This is a genomic window from Paenisporosarcina quisquiliarum (genome assembly GCF_027563315.1).
GTDB classification, from domain to species: domain Bacteria; phylum Bacillota; class Bacilli; order Bacillales_A; family Planococcaceae; genus Paenisporosarcina; species Paenisporosarcina quisquiliarum.
The window spans coordinates 167,649-191,390 of the sequence record NZ_JAMKBJ010000002.1 but is presented as its reverse complement, the minus strand read 5'-3'; the positions used below and the strand labels follow the sequence as shown (position 1 = coordinate 191,390).

Annotated in this window: 20 protein-coding genes and 1 other annotated feature; of the genes, 19 read left to right on the top strand and 1 reads right to left on the bottom strand. The window is 40.0% G+C overall.

Going from position 1 to position 23,742, the window contains the following annotated elements; translation table 11 throughout:
* Positions 1-17: 17 nt before the first annotated feature.
* The 8 genes from hemA to M9R32_RS03150 all read left to right on the top strand — a co-directional run bounded on the left by hemA (position 18) and on the right by M9R32_RS03150 (position 8,149).
* Complete coding sequence (hemA, locus tag M9R32_RS03185; protein WP_269925303.1) at positions 18-1,382, top strand: glutamyl-tRNA reductase; 1,365 nt, start codon at positions 18-20, stop codon at positions 1,380-1,382.
* A gap of 88 nt (positions 1,383-1,470) precedes the next feature.
* Positions 1,471-2,301, top strand: coding sequence for a cytochrome C assembly family protein (locus M9R32_RS03180; RefSeq protein ID WP_269925302.1), 831 nt, complete (start codon positions 1,471-1,473; stop codon positions 2,299-2,301).
* Positions 2,302-2,335: 34 nt separating this feature from the next.
* Complete coding sequence (gene hemC, locus M9R32_RS03175) at positions 2,336-3,265, top strand: hydroxymethylbilane synthase (RefSeq protein ID WP_269925301.1); 930 nt, start codon at positions 2,336-2,338, stop codon at positions 3,263-3,265.
* Positions 3,258-4,022, top strand: coding sequence for a uroporphyrinogen-III synthase (locus M9R32_RS03170; protein WP_269925300.1), 765 nt, complete (start codon positions 3,258-3,260; stop codon positions 4,020-4,022). The genes hemC and M9R32_RS03170 overlap by 8 nt, the downstream gene beginning before the upstream one ends.
* Positions 4,019-4,999 carry a porphobilinogen synthase gene (gene hemB / locus M9R32_RS03165; RefSeq protein WP_269925299.1) on the top strand — a complete coding sequence of 327 codons (981 nt, stop codon included), beginning with the start codon at positions 4,019-4,021 and terminating at the stop codon, positions 4,997-4,999. The genes M9R32_RS03170 and hemB overlap by 4 nt, the downstream gene beginning before the upstream one ends.
* On the top strand, positions 4,999-6,288 hold the full coding sequence (gene hemL, locus M9R32_RS03160; protein ID WP_269925298.1) for a glutamate-1-semialdehyde 2,1-aminomutase: 1,290 nt from the start codon (positions 4,999-5,001) through the stop codon (positions 6,286-6,288). Before hemB ends, hemL begins: the two co-directional genes overlap by 1 nt.
* Positions 6,289-6,331: 43 nt before the next feature.
* Complete coding sequence (locus M9R32_RS03155; protein WP_269925297.1) at positions 6,332-7,408, top strand: AbrB family transcriptional regulator; 1,077 nt, start codon at positions 6,332-6,334, stop codon at positions 7,406-7,408.
* Between the two features lie 189 nt (positions 7,409-7,597).
* On the top strand, positions 7,598-8,149 hold the full coding sequence (locus tag M9R32_RS03150; protein WP_269925296.1) for a hypothetical protein: 552 nt from the start codon (positions 7,598-7,600) through the stop codon (positions 8,147-8,149).
* Here the strand turns inward: M9R32_RS03150 and M9R32_RS03145 are convergent.
* The gene (locus tag M9R32_RS03145; protein ID WP_269925295.1) at positions 8,142-8,333 is read right to left on the bottom strand and encodes a hypothetical protein; all 192 of its coding nucleotides are present in this window, start codon (positions 8,331-8,333) and stop codon (positions 8,142-8,144) included. The two genes, M9R32_RS03150 and M9R32_RS03145, sit on opposite strands and share 8 nt — an antisense overlap.
* Positions 8,334-8,426: 93 nt before the next feature.
* Positions 8,427-8,653: a binding site (T-box leader), on the top strand.
* 45 nt (positions 8,654-8,698) lie between these two features.
* Here M9R32_RS03145 and M9R32_RS03140 point away from each other — a divergent pair.
* The 11 genes from M9R32_RS03140 to M9R32_RS03090 all read left to right on the top strand — a co-directional run bounded on the left by M9R32_RS03140 (position 8,699) and on the right by M9R32_RS03090 (position 23,738).
* A complete protein-coding gene (locus M9R32_RS03140; RefSeq protein ID WP_269925294.1) occupies positions 8,699-11,347 on the top strand; it encodes a valine--tRNA ligase in 2,649 nt (882 codons plus the stop codon).
* Positions 11,348-11,676: 329 nt separating this feature from the next.
* The gene (locus tag M9R32_RS03135; RefSeq protein WP_269925293.1) at positions 11,677-12,981 is read left to right on the top strand and encodes a bifunctional folylpolyglutamate synthase/dihydrofolate synthase; all 1,305 of its coding nucleotides are present in this window, start codon (positions 11,677-11,679) and stop codon (positions 12,979-12,981) included.
* A gap of 63 nt (positions 12,982-13,044) precedes the next feature.
* Positions 13,045-14,295: a bifunctional folylpolyglutamate synthase/dihydrofolate synthase gene (locus M9R32_RS03130; RefSeq protein WP_269925292.1), complete on the top strand. Its 1,251-nt coding sequence runs from the start codon at positions 13,045-13,047 to the stop codon at positions 14,293-14,295.
* Positions 14,296-14,377: 82 nt separating this feature from the next.
* A complete protein-coding gene (locus M9R32_RS03125) occupies positions 14,378-16,084 on the top strand; it encodes a sensor domain-containing diguanylate cyclase (protein WP_269925291.1) in 1,707 nt (568 codons plus the stop codon).
* Positions 16,085-16,213: 129 nt separating this feature from the next.
* Positions 16,214-16,765: a type IV pilus modification PilV family protein gene (locus M9R32_RS03120; protein ID WP_269925290.1), complete on the top strand. Its 552-nt coding sequence runs from the start codon at positions 16,214-16,216 to the stop codon at positions 16,763-16,765.
* Positions 16,762-17,223 (top strand): type II secretion system protein, encoded by a 462-nt coding sequence (locus M9R32_RS03115; protein ID WP_269925289.1) that lies wholly within the window; start codon positions 16,762-16,764, stop codon positions 17,221-17,223. The genes M9R32_RS03120 and M9R32_RS03115 overlap by 4 nt, the downstream gene beginning before the upstream one ends.
* A gap of 14 nt (positions 17,224-17,237) precedes the next feature.
* Positions 17,238-18,689: a type 1 periplasmic-binding domain-containing protein gene (locus M9R32_RS03110; protein WP_269925288.1), complete on the top strand. Its 1,452-nt coding sequence runs from the start codon at positions 17,238-17,240 to the stop codon at positions 18,687-18,689.
* Positions 18,690-18,832: 143 nt separating this feature from the next.
* The gene (locus tag M9R32_RS03105; protein ID WP_269925287.1) at positions 18,833-20,206 is read left to right on the top strand and encodes a hypothetical protein; all 1,374 of its coding nucleotides are present in this window, start codon (positions 18,833-18,835) and stop codon (positions 20,204-20,206) included.
* A 10-nt stretch (positions 20,207-20,216) separates the two neighbouring features.
* Positions 20,217-20,621 carry a hypothetical protein gene (locus M9R32_RS03100; RefSeq protein ID WP_269925286.1) on the top strand — a complete coding sequence of 135 codons (405 nt, stop codon included), beginning with the start codon at positions 20,217-20,219 and terminating at the stop codon, positions 20,619-20,621.
* A complete protein-coding gene (locus M9R32_RS03095) occupies positions 20,622-22,073 on the top strand; it encodes a VanW family protein (protein ID WP_269925285.1) in 1,452 nt (483 codons plus the stop codon).
* A gap of 15 nt (positions 22,074-22,088) precedes the next feature.
* Positions 22,089-23,738, top strand: coding sequence for a GspE/PulE family protein (locus M9R32_RS03090; protein ID WP_269925284.1), 1,650 nt, complete (start codon positions 22,089-22,091; stop codon positions 23,736-23,738).
* Positions 23,739-23,742: the final 4 nt, after the last annotated feature.

Here is a 23,742-nt window from a genome sequence, read left to right as displayed (position 1 = left end):
AGAGGTGTCATGAAGCCATGCATACCATCGTAGTGGGTGTTAATTATCGTACAGCGCCGGTAGAGATTCGCGAACGTTTGTCCTTCGTAGAGTCCGAATTACCGCAGGCGATGCAAGCACTGCAAGAGCAGAAAAGCATATTGGAAAACGTGATTGTCTCTACATGTAACCGTACCGAAATCTACGCGATTGTGGATCAGTTACATACGGGACGTTATTATATAAAACAATTTTTAGCCACTTGGTTCAAGCTTCCGATTGAATCGTTTTCATCGTACCTATTCATTTATGAAAATGATGGGGCAATGGAGCATTTATTCCGCGTAACAGCTGGAATCGATTCAATGGTTCTTGGAGAAACGCAAATTCTTGGACAAGTTCGTAAAAGCTTCTTGGAAGCTCAAGAACGCGGAACTACAGGAACTGTGTTTAACCAATTGTTCAAGCAATCGGTGACACTTGCCAAGCGTGCACATGCTGAAACAGCAATCGGTGAAAATGCCGTTTCCGTTTCTTATGCGGCGGTTGAACTCGGAAAGAAAATTTTCGGTTCATTGAAGCAAAAGCATGTGGTTATTTTGGGTGCAGGGAAAATGGGTGAACTGGCGATTAAGAACCTTCATGGAAGTGGAGCGGGAAAAATCACCGTCATCAACCGTACTTTCGAAAAAGCACAATTATTAGCTGAAAAATTTGATGGTGAAGCTAAATCGATGCAAGAACTTCAATGTGCATTGCTTGAAGCTGACATTCTAATCAGTTCGACAGGCTCTACGGATTTTGTTATCGACTTAGAGTTGATGCAATTTGTGGAACGTCTTCGTAAAGGAAAACCATTGTTCATGGTCGATATTGCGGTACCGCGTGATATGGATCCGCGCATTGGCGAGCTTCCGAATGTATTCTTATATGACATTGATGACTTGCAAGGCATTGTTGAAGCGAACTTAGCGGAACGCCAACGTGCTGCTAACGACATCATGTTGATGATTGAACAGGAACTTGTCCAGTTCAATAATTGGCTTGGCACTTTGGGTGTCGTCCCAGTCATTTCAGCACTTCGTCAGAAAGCATTGCAAATTCAATCGGATACAATGCTCAGCATCGAAAACAAAATGCCTGATATGACAGATCGTGAACGCAAGATTTTAAGCAAACATACTAAATCAATTATTAATCAATTATTAAAAGATCCAATCCTGCAGGCAAAAGAACTTGCTGCTTCATCAAATTCACAAGAACAACTGCAATTATTCCAACAGATCTTCGGAATTGAAGAAGAAGTACAGCATGAAAAACAACGTCAAATGATGGCTGCTAAACAACAGCTAGAAGTTGTTGAAGAAAAAAAGCAGGTAGTTAATCCAGGGTATTCATATTAATTCATGTTAGGAGGCGTTTTCGTATCTGTATGGTAAACTATACATGCGAAAACGCTTTTTTACGTCTAAGGCGAAGAGGGGTAAGGTAGTGGCGGATTTGACCATGACAAGGCTGCATGAAGGAATGGTTATCCTCTACGCAATCAGTCTTGTATTTTACTTCATTGATTATTTAGATAAAGATTCAAAAGCTCACCGCATTGCATTTTGGCTACTCGGCATTGTGTGGCTATTGCAGACGGTTTTTTTAGTCCTTTATATTGTGGAAACGAAAAGGTTTCCGATTTTGACTTTGTTTGAAGGTATTTATTTTTATGCCTGGTTATTGATCACGTTATCCATCGTTCTTCATCTTACATACCGGGTGATGGTGCCCGTGTTTTTCCTGAATGTCATCGGGTTCATTTTCATGACGATTCATACATTTGCACCGGTTCAGATTGAACGCTCGCCTGTTGGGGAAACACTGATTTCAGAGTTGTTATTCATCCATGTGACTTTTGCGATTCTATCGTACGTGGGCTTCTCGTTATCATTTGTCTTTTCGACGTTGTATCACATTTTGTATCGTTTATTGAAGAAAAAGAAATGGACAAAACAATTCGGGAAACTGCCTTCTCTCGATCAAACGGAGAAAGGAATGACGATTTCAATCGTTGTCGGCATTCCATTCCTCCTCGTCAGTCTGATCCTTGGACTGCAGTGGGGGTACGTTACACTCAATGAATTCTCACTTTTTGACGTGAAAATCATTGGTTCATTCATTTTATTATTTGTATATGGCTATTTATTTTATCGACGGAAAAAAGGGACTCTTCATGGAACAAGTTATGCATGGTGGCATGTTTATGCATTCCTTCTTGTTTTGGTGAACTTCTTCCTGGGAAGTCGATTGTCCGAGTTTCATTTCTGGAATTAAAATTAAACTAATCGAATAAATGGGGTTGTTATTGATGAGAAAAATTATTGTAGGTTCACGAAGAAGTAAACTGGCTTTGACACAAACGAACTGGTTTATTGACCAAATGAAACAAGCAGGATCACCATTTGAATTTGAAGTTAAAGAAATCGTCACGAAAGGCGATCAAATTCTGGATGTCCAACTTTCAAAAGTTGGTGGTAAAGGATTGTTTGTAAAAGAAATAGAACAAGCTTTATATGATAAAGAAATCGACTTTGCAGTTCACAGCATGAAAGATATGCCTTCGGAATTGCCAGAAGGACTTGTCATCGGATGTATTCCTCCACGTGAAGATGCACGCGACGCATTCATTTCGACGGGTCATGTGAAATTTATGGACCTACCCGTTGGTGCAGTAGTGGGGACAAGCAGTTTACGTCGTTCTGCTCAACTTTTGATGTTACGACCAGACCTTGAAATCAAATGGATTCGCGGAAATGTTGATACACGTCTAGCGAAACTTGAAACAGAAGAATACGACGCGATTATTTTAGCTGCAGCTGGACTTAAACGTCTTGGATGGAGTGATGATGTCGTAACGGAATACTTATCTACTGAGGATTGTCTTCCTGCAGTTGGCCAAGGCGCTTTAGCGATTGAATGCCGTGGAGATGACGCGGAGTTGTTAGGAGAGCTTGGCAAACTGACACACGAAGAAACTTGGAAAGCAGTTCATGCGGAACGAGCATTTTTACATGCAATGGATGGCGGTTGCCAAGTGCCGATTGCTGGTTTTGCTACTGTAGAAAACGGAGACGTTCAATTTACAGGTTTGGTTGCTTCACCAGATGCTGATCAAGTTTTCAAACAGTTTTCAACAAATGTTGAACCTGAAACTGCAGGGAAAGAAGTGGCGAAGACATTAAGCGAGCAAGGTGCTTATGATTTGATTCAACAAGTAAGACGCGATTTAAATGTCTAAAAAAGGTGATTTGCAAGGACGAACGATTGTCTTTACAGGTCAACCGAAGTCAGAAGAGGCACTTCTTGAAGTCAAGAGACTGGGAGGGGATTCGGTCGTATTCCCGCTCATTCGGACGCAAGAAGTAACGCTTCAAGATGAATTATTTATAAATAAGCTACACACATATGAGTGGCTGATTTTCACAAGTCAAAATGCCGTCGTTGCATTCGAACAAAAATTGGCGCGACACGGGATTCGAATAGATACTTTGTTGAATAAAATTGCGGCAGTCGGCAGTAAAACGTCTCGCGCATTGGAGCGCATCGGATTCCAGGTGACTTTCATGCCAACGATGTTCAGTGCGGACGCATTCGTTCAACAGTTCCCGTTGGTAGCGGGTCATTCGGATTCTTGTTTATTTCTACGAGGATCATTAGCTAAAGCTACGATCAAAGAGGGCTTATCTCAAAACGTGGACGAATGGACCGTATATGAAACACTGCCGGATCTGACTAACGCTAAAAGTTTAAGTGAGTATTTAAACGTACATCCAAATGTTATTGTCGCATTTGCGAGTCCATCTTCAGTAGAAGTTTTCGCCCGAGAGATTGCCCCGAAAACCGATTGGAACGAACTGACGATTGCGGCAATTGGTCATATCACTGCATCTGCTTTGAAAAAACAAGGTGCACCTGTTCATATCATGCCAACAACGTACACTTGGCTTGCAGTCGTTCAAGAAATTGCTAATTGGAAGGATGAGAAACTGAAATGAAAGAACTTCAATTTAACCGACACAGACGCTTGCGTCATAGCGAAACATTACGTGCAATGGTACGTGAAACAAAATTACATACTGATGATTTAATTTATCCGATTTTCGTAGCAGAAGGCGAAAATATCAAAAACCCAATCGCTTCAATGCCTGGTGTTTTCCAGTTCTCATTAGACCAATTGGGAGCAGAAGTCGACGAAGTAGTATCACTTGGCATTCCTTCGGTTATCTTATTCGGTATTCCGCTTGAAAAAGATGCGGAAGGAACGCAAGCTTACCATGATCACGGCATCATCCAGGAAGCGATTCGTTTCGTTAAAGAACGTCATCCACACCTGGTTGTTATTGCCGATACTTGCTTATGTGAATATACCGATCACGGTCATTGCGGCATTATTGAAAACGGACAAGTTCTGAATGATCCAACTCTTGATTTATTGGCTCGCACTGCAATTGCGCAAGCGAAAGCAGGAGCCGATATTATTGCGCCCTCAAACATGATGGATGGATTCGTAGCGGCAATTCGTTACGGATTGGATGAAGCAGGCTTTTCACATCTTCCGATTATGTCGTATGCAGTGAAATACGCATCGGCTTATTACGGTCCATTCCGTGATGCTGCGAACAGCACACCTCAGTTCGGTGACCGCAAGTCGTATCAAATGGATTTTGCAAACCGCAATGAAGCAATGCGTGAAGCAACTTCTGACGTCGAAGAAGGCGCGGACTTCTTAATCGTAAAACCGGCACTATCTTATTTGGATATCGTACGTGACGTGAAAAACAACTTTGACCTACCAGTTGTTGCTTATAATGTAAGTGGTGAGTATGCAATGGTTAAAGCGGCAGCTCAAAACGGTTGGATTGACGAAGAAAGAATTGTCATTGAAACACTTACAAGCATGAAGCGCGCAGGCGCGGATTTAATCATGACGTACCACGCGAAAGACGTGGCTCGTTGGTTGGGGGCGAAATAATGGGACGTTCTTATGAAAAATCAAAACAAGCATTCAGCGAAGCAGTAAAATTAATGCCCGGTGGCGTTAACAGTCCGGTTCGTGCATTCAAATCTGTTGATATGGATCCTATTTTCATGGCAAGTGGAAAAGGCGCAACCATTAGGGATATCGATGGCAATGACTATATCGATTATGTACTTTCATGGGGACCATTGATTTTGGGTCACTCTCATCCAGACGTAGTCTCTGCTATTCAAAGAGTGGCTGAAACAGGTACAAGTTTCGGTGCACCTACAGTGGTTGAAAATGATTTGGCAAAATTAGTGATGGAACGCGTGCCTTCAATCGAAATGGTACGTATGGTTTCTTCTGGTACGGAAGCAACGATGAGTGCTCTTCGTGCGGCTCGTGGTTATACTGGGCGCAATAAAATCTTGAAATTTGAAGGTTGTTACCATGGACACGGCGACAGCTTGTTAATTAAAGCGGGTTCAGGCGTTGCTACACTAGGTTTACCTGATAGCCCAGGCGTTCCTGAGTCGGTTGCGAAAAACACGATTACGGTCACTTACAATGACTTAGAAAGCGTACGTGCTGCCTTTAAACAACATGGTGACGACTTAGCAGCGATTATTGTGGAACCAGTTGCAGGAAATATGGGCGTAGTAGGTCCACAACCTGGCTTCCTGGAAGGTCTTCGCGAATTGTCGACTGAAAACGGAACGGTTCTTATTTTTGATGAAGTCATGACGGGCTTCCGTGTAGGCTACAACTGTGCGCAAGGTCATTTCAATGTCACTCCTGATCTGACTTGTCTAGGGAAAGTAATCGGCGGTGGACTGCCTGTAGGTGCATACGGCGGAAAACTTGAGATTATGTCTCAAATCGCGCCAAGTGGTCCGATTTATCAAGCAGGTACACTTTCAGGTAACCCGTTAGCAATGACAGCAGGACTTGAAACATTGTCCCGTTTAACACCTGAAACGTATGAACACTTCAACAGACTGGCGGATCAATTAGAAGCTGGCTTCCGCGAAGCGGCATCGAAATATCACATTCCACACACAGTAAATCGTGCAGGTTCTATGATTGGCTTCTTCTTTACAGACGAAACGGTCACAAACTATGATGTGGCGAAAACGTCTGATCTTCAATTGTTCGCTAAATATTACCGTTTGATGGCTGAGGAAGGCATTTTCTTGCCACCTTCACAATTTGAAGGCATGTTCCTATCAGCTGCTCATACGTCTGAAGACATTGCAAAAACGGTGGAAGCATTCCATAAAGTTTTCAAACAACTAGCGTAATGTAACTGTCCTGGTACTCAACCGAGTATCAGGGCTTTTTTCAATGGAGAAAGGTGTGGTCTTGTTGCAAAAGTCTTGGATTGTATTACGTACTTTTTTAATTACAGCAGCAGCTGGATTTCTATTTGACCAGCTCGGCATCTTTTTGCCATGGTTGCTTGGCCCAATGGGTTCACTGCTGCTTTTGAGGCAGTACACCAAACTGGAATTTGAGTGGCCGAGAATATATCGTCAAGTTGGTTTGATTTTCTTAGGTATTCAAATCGGCTCGTCATTTACCAAAACATCGATTGAACTCATGTGGTTTGATTTTCCACTGATGGTGTTAATGACATTTTCTATCGTAGGTGTCGCGTTACTGCTAAGTTACCTGTTCATGAAAATGTCTGGGGAGTCAATTGCCACAAGTGTGCTAGGTTCCCTGCCAGGCGGCTTGTCCCAAATGGTTTTGCTGAGTGAGGAAGTGAAATCGGCGAATTCAACTATTGTAACGCTGATGCAAACATTTCGGATTTTTGTTGTCGTAACGGTTGTCCCATTTCTGACGGCCTGGATTCCGAAAGGGAGTCATTTGAATGAAGGGACAATCGCTGTGTTGCCGACATTTAATGTCATGCATTTCGTTCTAGCGGTCTTACTCGGCACGTTCTTTTTTGTCGCAATGAAAAAAATACATTTTCCTTTGCCTGAACTGATGGCCCCTATTTTATCGATGGCCATTGTGCAGTTCGTGACGGATCACCCAGTTGTCGAAGTGCCTGCCATTGTGTTGATTCTTTCTCAAATCTTTGTAGGTGCACATTTAGGGTTGCAACTCGAAAAAGTTCGAGATCAATTGTCCATACGATTGTTCAGTGCTATTGTGCTGACGAACTTGGCTCTCATTGCTTTTAGTGGATTAATCGCGTACATACTGACAAACATTCATCCGGTTAACACGTTTTTAGATTTCTTTATTAGCGCAGCGCCTGGAGGAATTGCCGAAATGTCCATCACCGCACTGGAAACAGGCGCGGATTTGTCGACCGTTACGAGTTTTCATTTATTCCGTATATTCTTTATTTTGTTGATTGCAGGACCTGTCATGACCTACGTCTTGAAGAAATGGTTGAAAGCTTAGTGTTTAAAGGTGAGCGGTTGCTCAGTCTGACTTTTTTATGTTGACGTCTGAATAAAAGAAGATGACGTCTGAAAAAATGCGTTCCACGTATGAATAACGTTGAGAAGTCCAGAACCTCCCAGGAAAAATCATAAAGGCTCGTTCTCTCGCATAAACTCTTTCACATAGCTTTGTGAAGGAGGACAAGAAGTGAATCAAGTTAACTGGAAGCTTCAAGAAGTATTTTATTTCCCAGAAAGTTTTGGGGTACCGACAAATGCTGCACGTATTGAGGTCAAGCCACAAGTAGAGTTTCAACAAGTTAAAGGTGTATGCAGTTTATATGGGATTTACCATATCTCAGCACACGTTGGATTCCAACCGGGTGAATGTGCGCATCACGGTACATCTGAGTGGGTGTCAATCGAGGACTTGGACATGAATGGGGAAAACGGCTATTTTGAATATGCAGTGCCTTTATTCGTGGAATTGCCACCAACCTACGTGCATGGCAATGTAGAACCGGAAATCCATTTGTCAGACGTCAATGCATTTGTAACGGATGAAAATGCGTTAAAAGTTGAATGGAATGTTACTTGCACGTATGAACTTCCTGAACCACAGGAATCCTCTTCAGTTGAAGTAATTACGGCGCCTGCCAATTCTACTTCCGAGGAAAGTCCTGAAGTTAAAGAAAATGTAGATTTGCCCTTCTTCTTGCGCGATCTAAAAGACGCCTATTCCGTCTACGAAGTTAAATGATATCTTTTTGAAATAAAAATAAGATCCCAATCAGCAAGCACAGCAGCAAGAAATCGAAGGTCGTCGGGATGAAGATGGTTCGGATTAATTCAAAAACTGTGATTGGCAAAATGATGTCTTTGCAGTAGAAGCGGGTTTTTCGCAGCCACGGTGGAAGCAGATAGGGATTATATCCTCTTCGCATTGAAATTCCTCCTTTCAAAAAAACTTGACGGGTTGTCGTGCAGTCCTATACAATAATCTCATCTTGGAAATACAATATGTTACAAAACTAAATAACAATGCATTGATTGGGAAGAGTAAAATGGTGCTGTTTTCACAAGAGAGGGAACGTTTGGTGAGAGTTTCCGTTAACACACATTTGAATGTCGCCCATGAGCAGTTTCTGTGAACGATTCAGTAGCAGAAACCGGTTAAAAGCCGTTATATAAACTTGAGAGCGTGATGATTATTTTGTCATCTGCGAATAAAGGTGGTACCGCGAACAACTCCTTCGTCCTTTTTGTGACGACAGGAGTTTTTTTGTATTCAAAAAAGGAGGAATAGAGGATGACTGAACAACAAAACACACAATTTCCAACGAAGTATGATCCGAAGTCCATTGAACAAGGACGCTACGAATGGTGGCTGAAAGGGAAATTTTTCGAAGCACAACCTGAAAGCGGGAAAGAACCGTACACAATCGTAATTCCACCACCAAACGTAACAGGTAAATTACACTTGGGCCATGCTTGGGATACGACGCTGCAAGACATTTTAATCCGCATGAAACGCATGCAAGGCTATGATGCTCTTTGGTTGCCAGGAATGGACCATGCCGGAATTGCAACACAGGCAAAAGTAGAAGAAAAATTGCGTTCAGAAGGCAAATCTCGCTACGATCTGGGTCGTGAAGCATTCGTTAAGGAAACATGGAAATGGAAAGAAGAGTATGCAGGGCATATTCGTACGCAATGGTCGAAACTTGGATTGGGTCTAGACTACTCTCGTGAACGTTTCACGCTCGATGAAGGCTTATCAAATGCCGTTAAAGAAGTATTCGTAAAGCTTTACAACAAAGGGCTTATTTACCGTGGCGAACGTATTATCAACTGGGATCCAGCTACGAAAACAGCATTATCTGATATCGAAGTAATCCATCAAGATGTACAGGGTGCTTTCTATCATATGCGATACCCGCTAACAGATGGCACGGGTCATATTGAAGTGGCAACGACACGTCCGGAAACGATGCTTGGGGATACAGCTGTAGCAGTTCACCCGAAAGACGACCGCTATAAAGACTTGATTGGCAAGACCGTAACTTTGCCGATCGTAGGACGCGAGATCAAGATTGTTGCTGACGACTACGTAGACATGGAATTCGGAAGTGGTGCTGTTAAAATTACACCAGCACATGACCCGAATGACTTTGAAATCGGTAACCGACACGAACTGGAACGTGTATTGGTCATGAATGAAGACGGCACGATGAATAACAATGCGGACAAATACAACGGCATGGATCGCTTCGAATGCCGCAAACAAATTGTTGCGGATCTACAAGCAGCTGGCGTATTGTTCAAAATTGAAGAGCATATGCATTCGGTTGGGCATTCAGAGCGCAGCGGGGCAGTAGTTGAACCGTATTTATCGACACAGTGGTTCGTAAACATGCAGCCACTTGCAGACGCAGCCATTAAATTACAGCAAGGCGAAGACAAAGTTCAATTCGTACCAGAACGTTTTGAAAACACGTATATGCGCTGGATGGAAAATATCCGTGACTGGTGTATCTCACGTCAATTATGGTGGGGCCACCGCATTCCAGCTTGGTATCATAACGAAACAGGCGAAATTTATGTAGGTCACGAAGCGCCTGCAGACATTGAAAATTGGAAGCAAGACGAAGACGTTCTTGATACTTGGTTCTCATCTGCACTTTGGCCGTTTTCGACTATGGGCTGGCCAGACGAAGCAAACGAAGAATTTAAACGTTATTACCCGACAGATGCATTAGTAACAGGTTATGACATTATATTCTTCTGGGTATCACGTATGATTTTCCAAGGAATTGAATTCACGGATCAACGTCCATTTGACGATGTATTGATTCACGGTCTTGTTCGTGCTGAAGACGGACGCAAAATGTCTAAGTCATTGGGCAACGGTGTTGATCCAATGGATGTTATCGATCAATATGGTGCGGATGCACTACGTTACTTCTTATCAACGGGTTCATCACCAGGGCAAGATTTACGTTTCTCAATTGAGAAAGTAGAATCTGTTTGGAACTTTGCCAACAAGATTTGGAATGCTTCACGTTTTGCCATGATGAACATGGAAGGCATGAAGTTTGAAGACATCGATTTAAGCGGAGAAAAATCAGTTGCAGATGCATGGATCTTGACTCGTTTAAATGAAACGATTGATCAAGTAACGAAACAAGCAGAAAAATATGAGTTCGGTGAAGTAGGTCGCTCACTTTACAACTTTATTTGGGATGATTTCTGTGACTGGTACATCGAAATGGCGAAACTGCCACTATACGGTGAAGACGAAGACGCGAAGAAAATGACGCGTTCAGTATTGGCATATGTTTTAGACAACACAATGCGTCTATTACATCCATTCATGCCATTCATCACGGAAGAGATCTGGCAGAGCCTGCCTCACGAAGGCGAATCGATTACGATTGCAGCTTGGCCAACAGTTAATGAATCATTAACAGACAGCAAAAAAGCTTCAAGCATGAAATTGCTTTCGGACATCATCCGTTCTGTACGCGCAATTCGCGCAGAAGTTCAAACGCCGATGAGCAAAAAAGTTCCACTGTACATCTCGACTAAAGATGCAGAAACTTTAGTGGTACTTGAAGAAAATGCAATGTATTTAGAGAAATTCTGTAACCCGGAACCACTGGTATTGGGTCAAGGAATTGAAGCGCCAGGACAATCGATGTCGAGTGTTGTTTCAGGTGCAGAACTATTCTTACCATTAGAAGGCTTAATCGACGTAGCAGCTGAAACTGCACGACTAGAGAAAGAGCTGGAGAAATGGGCAAAAGAAGTGAAGCTCGTAACAGGTAAACTTTCAAACGAACGTTTCGTTTCAAAAGCTCCTGAAGCCGTAGTCGCTGAAGAACGCGCTAAACAACAGGATTATATCGAAAAACACGCAACTGTTGAAAAACGCTTGGCTGAATTGAAGAATCTATAAGATAATGCCCCAAAAGCTTTGGCTTTTGGGGTATTTTTTGGGAGAGCAGTGTGATCAGGTTTATCCGAATTCATGTGTCTTTATCTAGAATTCGCTTATCGTTATCTCGATTTCATTCATCGTTATCTAGAATTCACTCGTCCGAGTATGAAATTCAGTTCTATCTATCCATTTTTAGGACTCTTATACCCTGGAAAGTAAAGTTATTTCGACATAAAAATTTCATTAGTCGATAGAAATAATTTCATATCTTTTCTGTAATTGAACATGATAGAATAGAGTGAATTCTCAGATGTTCTGGGAGTATTGAGTTTGAGGAGTGACCAAATGTGTTTACATCAGTTGATAAAGTAATTGAATACATATATTCCATGGATCAGAAAACGGAGCGAAATGGTCGATTGAGCCGTATTACGGCAATTTTAGAAGTCCTCGGAAATCCACATCAAGGATTCCGTTCTGTTCACATTGCAGGGTCAAACGGTAAAGGTTCAACTTTGAATGCTCTTAAAGAAATTTTGATTGCTGAAGGACTGCAAGTCGGAAGCTTCATATCTCCTCATCTTGAAAAAGTGAACGAACGCATCATGATGAATGATGTAATGATTACAGACGAACAATTTATCCAATATATGAATGATATCTATCCACTATTGCAAAAAGGTCAAGTGGGAGAAGGGTCGAACTTCTTCGAAATCTTGACGGTTATTGCGTTTATGTACTACAACGACATGAAAGTGGATATTGCTTTAATTGAAACAGGAATCGGCGGGAAATTCGATTCAACGAATGTACTAACACCATTAATTTCTATTTTAACGTCGATTTCTCTCGACCACACACAAATACTGGGCGACACGGTTGAAGCCATTGCTGAAGAAAAAGCGGGAATCATCAAACATCTTGTTCCCGTAATCAGCGCGGTGAAAGACAAAAAGGCAGTTGCGGTAATTGAGAAAAAAGCGGAGTTGGAACAGGCGCCGATCTATCAATTATATAAAGATTTCTTAGTTGAAAATGTGACGCAGGAAGTCAACCAACAAAGTTTTACTTATGAATTAAACAATGAAAAACTGAATGATCTTTCCCTAAAAATGATGGGCCATCATCAAGTTGAAAATGCCTCGCTTGCTGTGACAGCTGCATTATTATTGAACAAGTACCACGGCTTCACGATTTCGGAACAAAGTATACGTCAAGGTCTAAACACGTCTAGCTGGGCTGCCCGTTTTGAAGAAGTATTGCCAAACGTCATTATTGATGGTGCACATAACCCGGCTGGAATGGAAGTGCTCATTAAAACTATTCAGCAACGCTACGAAACAAAAAATATTCACGTCGTGTTCACGGCTCTGCAGGATAAAGACATTTCTTCCGTCCTTCATATGCTGGATGAAATTGCAACAAGCATAACAGTGACGGAAATTCATGTGAAAAATGCAGCAACAGGTAAAGAAATCTTTGAAAAGACAGATCATGCTGAAAAGCAATTAATCTTAAATTGGCAGGAAGCGCTGGAAGAAGCTCTTTTGAAAGTCGATGACTCGAATGTCGTTCTTGTTACCGGCTCGCTGTACTTCATGTCACTTGCTCGTCCTTATTTAAAACAAAAAGCTCAACTGAAAGTACTTTAATATGTGACCCTGCCTTTATTGCGAAGGTGGGGTTCTTTTCTCGTTTAGGAAGGAGAAGCAAAGATGATCCCAAAATTTAATGAATACAAAGAACGCTTTCAAATGGAAAGCAAAAATACGATAGAGCCTGGACTTGATGCTATTACCAATGCGCTTGAAAAAGTAGGGAGTCCACATCTGAAACTCAAATTTGTTCATGTAGCAGGTACAAATGGTAAAGGTTCGACCATCAGTATGATGAATGCGATGCTTCAAGCCCATGGGATCAAAACGGGATGTTTTTATTCGCCGTGTTTCATGGATGTGCATGATCAGATTCAACTGAATGGTGCGTTTATTTCAACCAGTCAATTGGATGAAGCGTTCAGTCGAGCAAAAGAAGCGGGATTGAGTGGCATGCTGACGGATTTCGAACTGTTAACAGTCCTTGCATTTTTAGTTTTTGAAAAATTCCAACCTGATATTGTGTTGCTAGAGACTGGGATGGGGGGCCGGTACGACAGTACTAATGTAATTTCACCGCTCCTTTCCGTGATTCCAAGCATTGCACTAGAGCACGAACAATTTCTAGGGAACACAATTGAGGAAGTGGCTACACATAAAGCAGGAATCATCAAACCTGGAAGTCCGGTTGTTATTGGTCCAATGGAAATGAAAGCTGAACAGGTTCTTATGGAAGAAGCGAAGAAAACCAAATCTCCAGTTTGGAGAATAAATAAAGATTTTTCATTAAAGAATGGACTGTACGAAGATACTGAGGGTCTAAATTTTTCGAATCTATCCGTTCCTCTAAAAGGTCCACATCAGATTAACAACGCAGCTCTTGCCATTAAATCTGTGCTTTATGTGGCAGAAAAGCTAAAAGTAGACTTTGTTGAAACAACTTTACGTAAAGGGTTGAATGAGACATTTATTCCTGGAAGATTTGAAAAAATAACGGAGTATTTATATTTTGATGGGGCACATAATCCTGCGAGTGCTCGAGCGCTTGTCGAGACAATTAAAGAATATTTTCCTAATACACCAGTTCATTTTTATATTGGCATGATAAGAGGAAAAGATACTGAAAAAATACTGCGAATTTTTGAAGAAATTTCAATGAATTTTACATTTGTGGATTTCGATGATGAGCGTGCAATGTCTGCAAATGCTTTGTCGAAAATAAGCGAATCAAATAACGTATCAGTGACAAAAGACCTAATCAATTCTCTGTCAAATACAATTTCAGAAAAACAAGTGACTATAGTATCGGGTTCGCTTTATCTCTTGTCTGGCGTGCGTTTGAAGGCTATTAGAATGTTTAAAATTATTTGAAGATAAAAGATGACAAAACTTTCTAATTTTGATACGATGTAAATCGTACTAGATAAATTGAACCACATCGAAGGGGGCACATATGGACATTTCTAAACGAACACAACGATTAATTTGGGCCATATGGGTTCTTGTTGTTCCATTTGGACTATACTCTCTTTATCATTTTGCGACACCCAGTGAAATCAATTGGCCCATCTTATTGGGGTACACTGCATTAGCGATTATCACGACTTATTTTCCGTTTAAAGTAGCTGGGACGACCTTATTTTTAGTTCAATGGATCAACCTCGCCATATTCCTAAAATATGGAGCTTTCGTTGAGTCAATCGTCATGCAACTGGCCATTATTCCTTTGGCCATGCAACTGAAGATTGGGTGGAGTGACTTTTATCGAGCACTTTTTAACTCGTTTATGTTTTTTATGGTATCTGCTATAAGTGGAGTTTCAGTCTTATTAATGGGTTATCAGATTGGGACATTAAACATACACGATATTATTTTATTTGGCTGTATCTATCAGATTTTAAATACGTTTACTAACCATGTTATTTTGCATTTTTATTTAGTTTTAACAAAGCAAGAGCATGAAGGCTTTTTTGGAAGAGATTCAATTTGGGATTACGCAGGATTAATTGTCACATTCCCATTTGGCATTATGCTTTACTTGTTAATTGAATATGTGGGTCCTGTTGCATTCTTGCTTTTAGGCATTCCATTCCTGATTATGACGTTCCTGGTTCGGTTATACAGTAATTCAGAACGCGTCAATGAGGACTTGAATCAAGCAACTGAAATCGGTCATGAACTCGCAGATCGGCTCAGCGGAGATGCAATTAAGGATTTGTTTTTATCGAGAATCAGCAAAATGTTGCCCGTTGATTATTCCTACATCATTGATATTGACCAAGGCAATATGTACTTTTTGAAGTCAATGGAAAAAGATATTAATGTTGATATCTATCAATCACATGAGGAATTATTGAGAAGTATAGCTGGAATCGTTTATAAAAAGGACAAGTCCATTTTATTTAATAAACAAAAGGAATGGCGTAAATCAGGTTCGGATTTTCTTCCGATGGATGCAGAAAGCATCATATCTGTTCCAATCAGTCGGAATCAAAAAATGGAAGGCATTTTCGTTATTGCATCAAGGAAGAAATATGCATTTGAAACATATCAGCTGCAAATTATTAGTTTGCTATGTTCGTATTTTGCAGTATCACTTGAAAAAGCACGCTACGTACAAGATGCCGTTTCAAAAAGTGAACGATGTGGCTTAACGAAATTATATAATTACCGTTACCTAGATCAGCAGCTCGAAATTAATATGAACCAAGTTCTTAATGGGGAACTACGTCAGTTATCCTTATTGATGATGGACATTGACCACTTCAAATCTATTAATGATGCCTATGGTCATCAAAGTGGGAACGATATTCTCTTTGGATTGGCCAGACTGCTGGAAAAAGAACTGGGAGACTCCGGCACTATTGCTAGATATGGCGGTGAAGAATTTGTGGTCATCCTGCCAAACTACTCAAAAGAGCAATCCTTGGTATTGGCCGAAGAGTTAAGGGAGAAAATAGAATCAACACCATTTGAAATCCAAACAGATTTAGCAGATCAACCGCTATTATCATTAGTAAATATCACAATAAGCATTGGCGTGTCCACTGCACCAGAAGACTGCGACGATGCGATGGCATTGATTCGTAATGCAGACAGAGCGCTATATATCGGAGCAAAACGCGAAGGTCGAAATCGTGTTGCGGAATATGTGAAATAAAAAGGGCTGAGAAAATCAGCTCTTTTTTTCGTACTCTTTAATAGAAGCGATATTATAGTATAAATATAATGACAATTCTATTAAAACAATTCATAATACGTATAAAGAACATGAAATGAGTAGATTTATATGAAAATTTTACCAAATCGTTCAAAACAATCTGGTTTGACGCTCGTCGAAGTTTTGGCAGCCCTTGTTATAATGGGAATCGTTTTCATAGGAATCATGACAGTATTTCCGCAAATGACATTGTTTAATGCGAAAACGGAAACGAAGTTAGACACGATGAATATTGCGAGGCAGGAAATGGCGGAGTTTATTGAAAATAGTAAAGGAAAATTAACTCTCGTTCCAGATTCGGATACTAATCCAAGTGTCCCTGAATACCTTACAATACCCATTGACCAAATCGAATCTGTTATCGAATTACAATTTCCAGGAGCGACAATAAGTAAAACCCGTGTCGTAACTGATGATACAACATCCAACAAAGATGATTACACTTCATTTATATTTAATAGTACGGTTAATGCAGGACAAGAATTTAAATTCGAAATCCAAGTATTCGATGTGCCTGATCTTGCGGGAACCATTTCATTATATAAAACCATTCTTAAAATTTATACTTTACAAGGTCAATTGAGTAGTGAGACGTACGGCTATATCGAGGTGTCTCCATGAGAAACTATCTTAAGAATAATCAGGGCATAACCTTAGTGGAGTTAATAGCAGCTCTTGCTCTAGTTTCACTGGTTGCGGTATTAATCATGACCACCTTGGGGATAGGGTTCAAACATTCAATTGCTGAAGCGAATAAAACTTCGACACAACAGGAAGCGAATTTAATTGTTTCGAAATTGTTGAATGACCACCGAAAAGGAGATTGTTATTTTATTAAGCAAGGAGGATCTCCGAACAATTATAAGATAATGGCAGCGCCAACGCAGTGTACTAGCCAAACCGAACCAACCACTGGATTTAAGGATATATCCTCTAGTGGATATAATGTAACATTGACCAGTGCCAGTAAAATGATTAATCCCACTAAAGAGGACTACACATTAGTAGCAAAAGTATCCTATAAAAATGCAAATTATGAAATCAACACAAAATTGACGAGATATAAAACAACTAACTAAAGAGGAGGGGTAGAATGAAGTATGTAAACAACCATAAAGGTTATGCTTTGTTACTTGTTCTCTTATTAGTTGTTTTTTTTGTTGGTTTATCAGCAGTTTTTGTTGCCGCATCTTTTAATAACGCTACACAGGAAAGGACCGTTGACGTCCGGAACCAATCGGTGGTCGCAGCTGAGATGGGTGTAAAATACAATATCAATAATTTAGTGAATGAAATTAAAATATTGAATCAGGATTATAAGAATTTTATGAATACCAGTCTTAATAATTTAGTAGATAAAGCAACAGCAGTTACCACTGCCAAAGATAATAACTTAGCACTCCCTTCAGGAATGTCTACTGCAGAGTGTAATGTGTTTTATTCCAGTACCCACATTAATGCCTGGATTGATTGCGAAACGAAAGAAATTGAAAAAGCAGGATTAGAGATGTATTCATCTGAAGTAAACCGGATTTATGCAGATTTAGCACCTCAAGAAAATAGAATAGATTCAAAAACAAAATATGAGTTGATGCCACTTGCAATAAATCCAGTTTTTAATCAAGCAAGCCGGCAAATTGAAATACCTCTTGCCGTCCAAGGAAAACAAAATACCTCTGCTAAAACACTAAATGCCACTTTGATTGTTACAATACCAGATCATACTTCCGAATCAAATGATATTGTGATTAAAACGATTTTAAGTGAAAAAGAAACAGTAGACCGTATATTCATTCCACCTAATGACAGTACGTCTATTTGTCCAGTCGAAGCAAGTGCAATGACGTCAGGTGTCTGCAAATATACGGGTACCAATCTTGAAAGTTATTTAGCCAGTCTGCCTGATCCTTCGAAAGTAAGTATAAAAGTAGATGACTTATGTTATGCAGTAGAAGATAAAACCAAGTGTAATTTAAACAGTTTAGATGGTAGTGGGGGGACGGTATATATCAAACCTTCCAATCAAACACTTAACGTAGATAACTTGAATAATTTGCAGGACATTTCCATGTACGTAGATGGCGATTTGATTATTAAAAATAGTAATTCTGCCGACAACAACACAATCGTAAGCCGGTCCTACTCGTTCCACGTCAGCATGAATTTGACGAATAGTAATCTAGTTGTTTTGGGAAATGAGGACAAAACCGGTTTTATAGACTGGAAATCAACCGGGCAAAGTGTAACGGTCTCAACGAACTCGAAGATGTGTATAAATTTGAATGGAATAAGCTTGGCGAATTCTTCTGATTTAACGGATCCATCTATATTAAGCAACAATGGTAAATTAATTCTCTATCCAGGGCGTATTGATATGGATAAATTGCCTGCAGCCGTTGAAGGAAAGATTATTTACATGAATGATTTCGTTGCTTTCCTAAATGAATGCAATGTAAATACTTCAGGTTTGCCAGAAGGACATTCAATGAAACAATTTATCGACAGCACAACTGAAATTGAAGCAACAGTAGATTATGGAAATTAAAAGAAGAGAGTCGAATTATCCGACTCTCTTCTTTTTGTGCATTTTTTACTATAGTGCATGACAAATTACTTAATAAACATGATAATAGAATCAATCGGTATACAAATGTTATACCAAAAGACTCTTCGGGGGTTATCGGAAAAATGAAAAAAATGTTGAATGAAAGAGGATATGCTCTTTTAATAGTTTTATTTACCATTATAATATTCTTAAGCATGTCAGCAGTGTTCATGAGTGCTTCACTGAACCACGTGAATCAAGAGCAAACGGTTGATAAAAATAATCAAGCGGTTGTTGCTGCAGAGCTCGGTGTTAAATATGTGGAAAGTCATATGCAGAATCAAGCTGAAATTTTATATGAAAAGCATCTAATTGAATTACAAACTGCTGTAAATAACTTAAAAAATTGCAATGGGAAGTCCCCAAATAGTAATTGCAAAACTCAATCGACGATTAATTCGTTGATTTCCCAACAATTAGATAAGTATCAAGTGGAACTAACTTCTTATTATCAGTCTTTCAAGACAATGGATCAGGAAATTATAGAAAACAAAGTGGACTATTCCATTTTAGATGAAACAATTGGCTTGTTATTAGAAACAACTACAGTTGAAGGGGTAACGTATTATAAATTACCTTTTTCAGTAGAAGGAAATACAAATCATAAGCCTGCTGTGCTAAAAAATGAACTTCTAGTCCCTAAACCCAACTTTGTGTCTAGTATTACATCAATTGATAATCCGATACCTGTACCTGAAGCAACCAACTCTTCAGAGTTAAACAAATATTTATTCACACCGCCAGCTTCAGACGTTAATTGTAAGGATATTAAGCCTCTAACAGAAGGGGCAATTTGTCATTTGTCTGGGGTAGATACGATTGCATCTGTTTTAGGAAATACTCAAACATCAATTGATTACAGCAAGATTACAATTATCGCAGAGGATATTCAGGCATCTTTTTGTCCAGGAGGCAGTTGTATATCAGGTTATTCTAATCTGAAAGTGTATTCCAGTAAAGATATTTCAATCGATAAAATCAAACCTTTGAGTCAGCTCTCATTATTCCTAAATGCCATAATCAATATTGATACTAACGGTAATAATTATGCAGGCACAGCAGTAATTAAAGGTGTAAATGCAGAAAATCACTTCAAAAATATTCGTGGAAACGTTTTTATAACAGGAGATAACAGTGATCAAATCCCAATCAAAATAGACAAACATACGGATGCAAAATTTGGTAAGTTGTGTATAAATTTAGATGGGATTGATATTGCAAATAGCACATTTGAAGTGGCAAATGGGAACTCCAAGCATGATAATGTTTATTACTATTCTAGTAATTCCTCCAGGCGGGTTCCTGACGCTGAAAGGTATTCAGGCACGTATAAAGAATTCGTAAATTATTGTATTGGAACAATCAATACTCCTATACCTCCACCAGTAAAGGAAGTTACGGCAACTTATATTGAAAAAAACAGTGATTTAAAAGTGAACGTTAAGTACAAACCATAAGAGGTGAAACATGATTAAATTCCTTATTCTGATCCTAGTCGCATTCATCGTGTTTCCAATCGTTATATTATTCTTTAAAAAAATAGATATAAAAACTAAGCTTATGTTTCTAGTAGGCGGTTTCGTTATAGCGCTTTTTGGCTTGTTAGCACAATCAGCCCTAAGTCTTTATTACTCTGTTTTAGTTATGTTAGGTTTATTGTTTGCGGGATCGGTTGTCTTAACGAAGCGATTAGAAAATGAAAAATTAAGAGAAGAAGAATTACATTTAAACGTACCTAAAACCATTAAAGAAGCACTAGAAAAACCTTCGGAATCCTATGTTGCAGCAACTTCACCCACACCGAATGCACAATCTGGTACTGATGCTCAAGTTGAAGACTGGTTAAAACCTGCGAAAAAGGAGGACCAATAAATGAACAATAAATTATTTGGTACGACTTTTGCAGCTCTTCTTGGATCGACTGTATTATTTTTTGGTGTTACTCAAGCGGGTACATTTGTCATTGATGATTTAGTTTTCCCATCAGAAGAATTTGGGGAACAAACTTATATAGGACCTTACGATGTTTCAAATCTGCCTGAAACTGAAGCTGCGGTAACCGTGCAGACAGGGGTTAAAGGTTGGTTCGATCAAGCGACTGTCCAAATAAAGTTGCAAGACGCAGTTGTTCCTTTCCCATTGGAAGCTGTTCAATTCAATACGGATCAAACGTTGAAAGAAGCAGAGAATGGTTCTAAAAATGAACTACAATTTGATGTGACGGAAGAATCCGTAGGGACATTTCTGGGTCAACAATTTTCTCCTATGATTTTTAGCAAGGAAGAAATTGCTTCTGTCACAAAGACAATCCGTGAACAGCTTGCTGCTGGACGAAAAAATCAAACAATCGATATCACAAGCACGTTACTAACAAGTTCAACTGTCGAGACGGCTGTGACTAATGTGACGTTCAATAATATTGAATCGTCAGCAGGTATTCGTAATTTAATGACGGCGCTCAATGGATACACAATCAATCCAAAATCTACTTTTTCAATGCTGGAGTTTATTGAAACGAATGATTTAGGGATTTTAACGGAACAAGATTTAACGATTGTCGCATCGATTCTATATGCCTCAGTTCTGCAAACGAATTTCGGGGTGGATGAACGTAGTATTGGTCCTGTTATTTCTACAGAAGTACCACTCGGTTTCGAAGCCTCTATTAATCGCGACCTTGGAGTTGACTTTGTATTTACAAACCCTAACGCAACAGGCTTTACGATTAATCTGAATGGTGTAGGGACGGGTCTGAATGCAAGCCTTACAGGATTTCCTTTTGTTTATCAATACGAAACGACAATTAGTGATAAACAAGAATTTCTGCCGAAAATTATTAAACAATTTAGCTCATTTGTTGAACCGAATACAGTTCGTGTCAAAACGAAAGGTGAAAATGGTGTGCAAGTCGCAGTATATAAAAACATTAGTTCAGACTCTACCATAATCGAGACGAAAGAAGTCTCGATGGATTTTTATCCACCTGTTCATAAAGTAGAAATACATCCTCTGACAGTCACATCACCCGAAGCAAGCTCAGGAAATGGTAAATCGACTGATGGTTCTGGGAATCCTACAGACGGGTCAACAGGTACAACAGGTAATTCGGGTACTACGACTGATGGTTCAAACGGACAACCTTCTACAGGAACGGGAACTGACACCGGCACAAGCGGTGGAACGGGTACAACGGGGGATGGATCTTCTACAGGTGGTTCATCAGATACGAATGATGGGTCCACTAGCGGTACTGGGAGCAATGATGAAGATGATTCTGAACCACAATACGACAAAGGTGGAAATATCATTCCACCAAGCAAGTAATAGGGGGCGTGCAACTTGATTCGAAAAAGACTGGGTGACTTACTAGTTGAAAATGGTTTGATCACAAATGACCAATTAACGAATGTGTTGCAAAACAAACCACGTGAAGAGAAACTTGGGGACGCACTTTTGCAACAAGGAATTATCACTGAGCAACAATTGCTAGAAGTACTTGAAATTCAACTTGGCATTCCCCAAGTTCAGCTATATCACTATCCATTTGAAGCGAAGTTATTTAATCTGATTCCGAAAGACGTGGCAAAACGCAGTTTGATCGTCCCTCTGAAAGTAGAAGGAGACAAATTATATGTAGCCATGAAAGACCCGATGGATTTCATTACGATGGATGATTTGCGTCTGATTACCGGATTTCAGATCATACCTGCGATTGCCTCAAAAGAAGATATTTTAAAAACCATCAATAAATATTACGAAGAAGAATCGTTTGACGATTTCCTGGTAGATCAAGCTTCTGCCGTTGATAAACAGGAAGAATTGCTGGATATTGATGCACCAGTTGTAAGAATCGTCAATCAGATTTTATCTGCGGCCGTTACACAAAAAGCGAGTGATATTCATTTCGATCCTCAAGAAACAAGATTATTGGTTCGTTTCCGAATTGATGGAGTGCTACACGATGAACGAACACTACCGAAGTTAATGCAAGGAATGGTCACTGCTCGTGTGAAAATTATGTCAAAGCTTGATATTACCGAGCACCGCATTCCTCAAGATGGACGTATTAAAACCAACGTGGATTTTCGTCCTATCGATTTACGTGTCTCAACATTACCTACGGTTTATGGTGAGAAAATTGTTATGCGTATTTTGGATTTATCCAACAATCTTACCGATATTTCCAAACTTGGTTTCAATGAAAAGAATTATGAGCGTTTCATGAAAGAAATTGCCAAACCAAATGGGATTGTCCTGATTTCTGGGCCAACGGGTTCTGGTAAATCCTCCACCCTGTATGCAGCGCTCAGCTACTTGAATGATGAAGAAGTGAACATCATTACGGTAGAAGACCCGGTTGAGTATCAACTCGAAGGAATTAACCAGATTCAAGTAAACTCGAATGTCGGCTTGACGTTTGCGGCTGGTCTTCGTTCGATTCTTCGACAAGATCCTGATATCGTCATGGTTGGGGAAATTCGAGACAAAGAAACAGTAGAGATTGCGATAAGAGCTTCTTTAACAGGTCACTTAGTACTAAGTACGATACATACAAATGACTCCATCGCATCGGTCACACGCTTGATGGATATGGGAGTGGAGCCGTTTTTGGTTACGAGTTCGATCAATGCGGTAGTTGCGCAACGTCTTGTACGTCGAGTTTGTCGTGACTGTGCAGAAAAACAAGAACCAACGATACGTGAAATTGATATTTTCCAGAAACGAGGACTAGATATTCAAACCGTTTCACGAGGAAAAGGATGTCCATCATGTGGTATGACTGGTTACCGTGGGCGTATGGCGATTCATGAAGTGTTAATCGTTGACGATAAAATTAAAAGTGTCATCAACCGTGGTGGAACGGCAGCGGAAATTCGCGAAATTGCCCAAGCGAATGACACCATCTTTTTAATAGACGACGGACTAATGAAAGTAAGAGAGGGTCTAACGACGACGGAAGAAATTCTGCGTGTAGCCCTCCAAGACTAGGTGA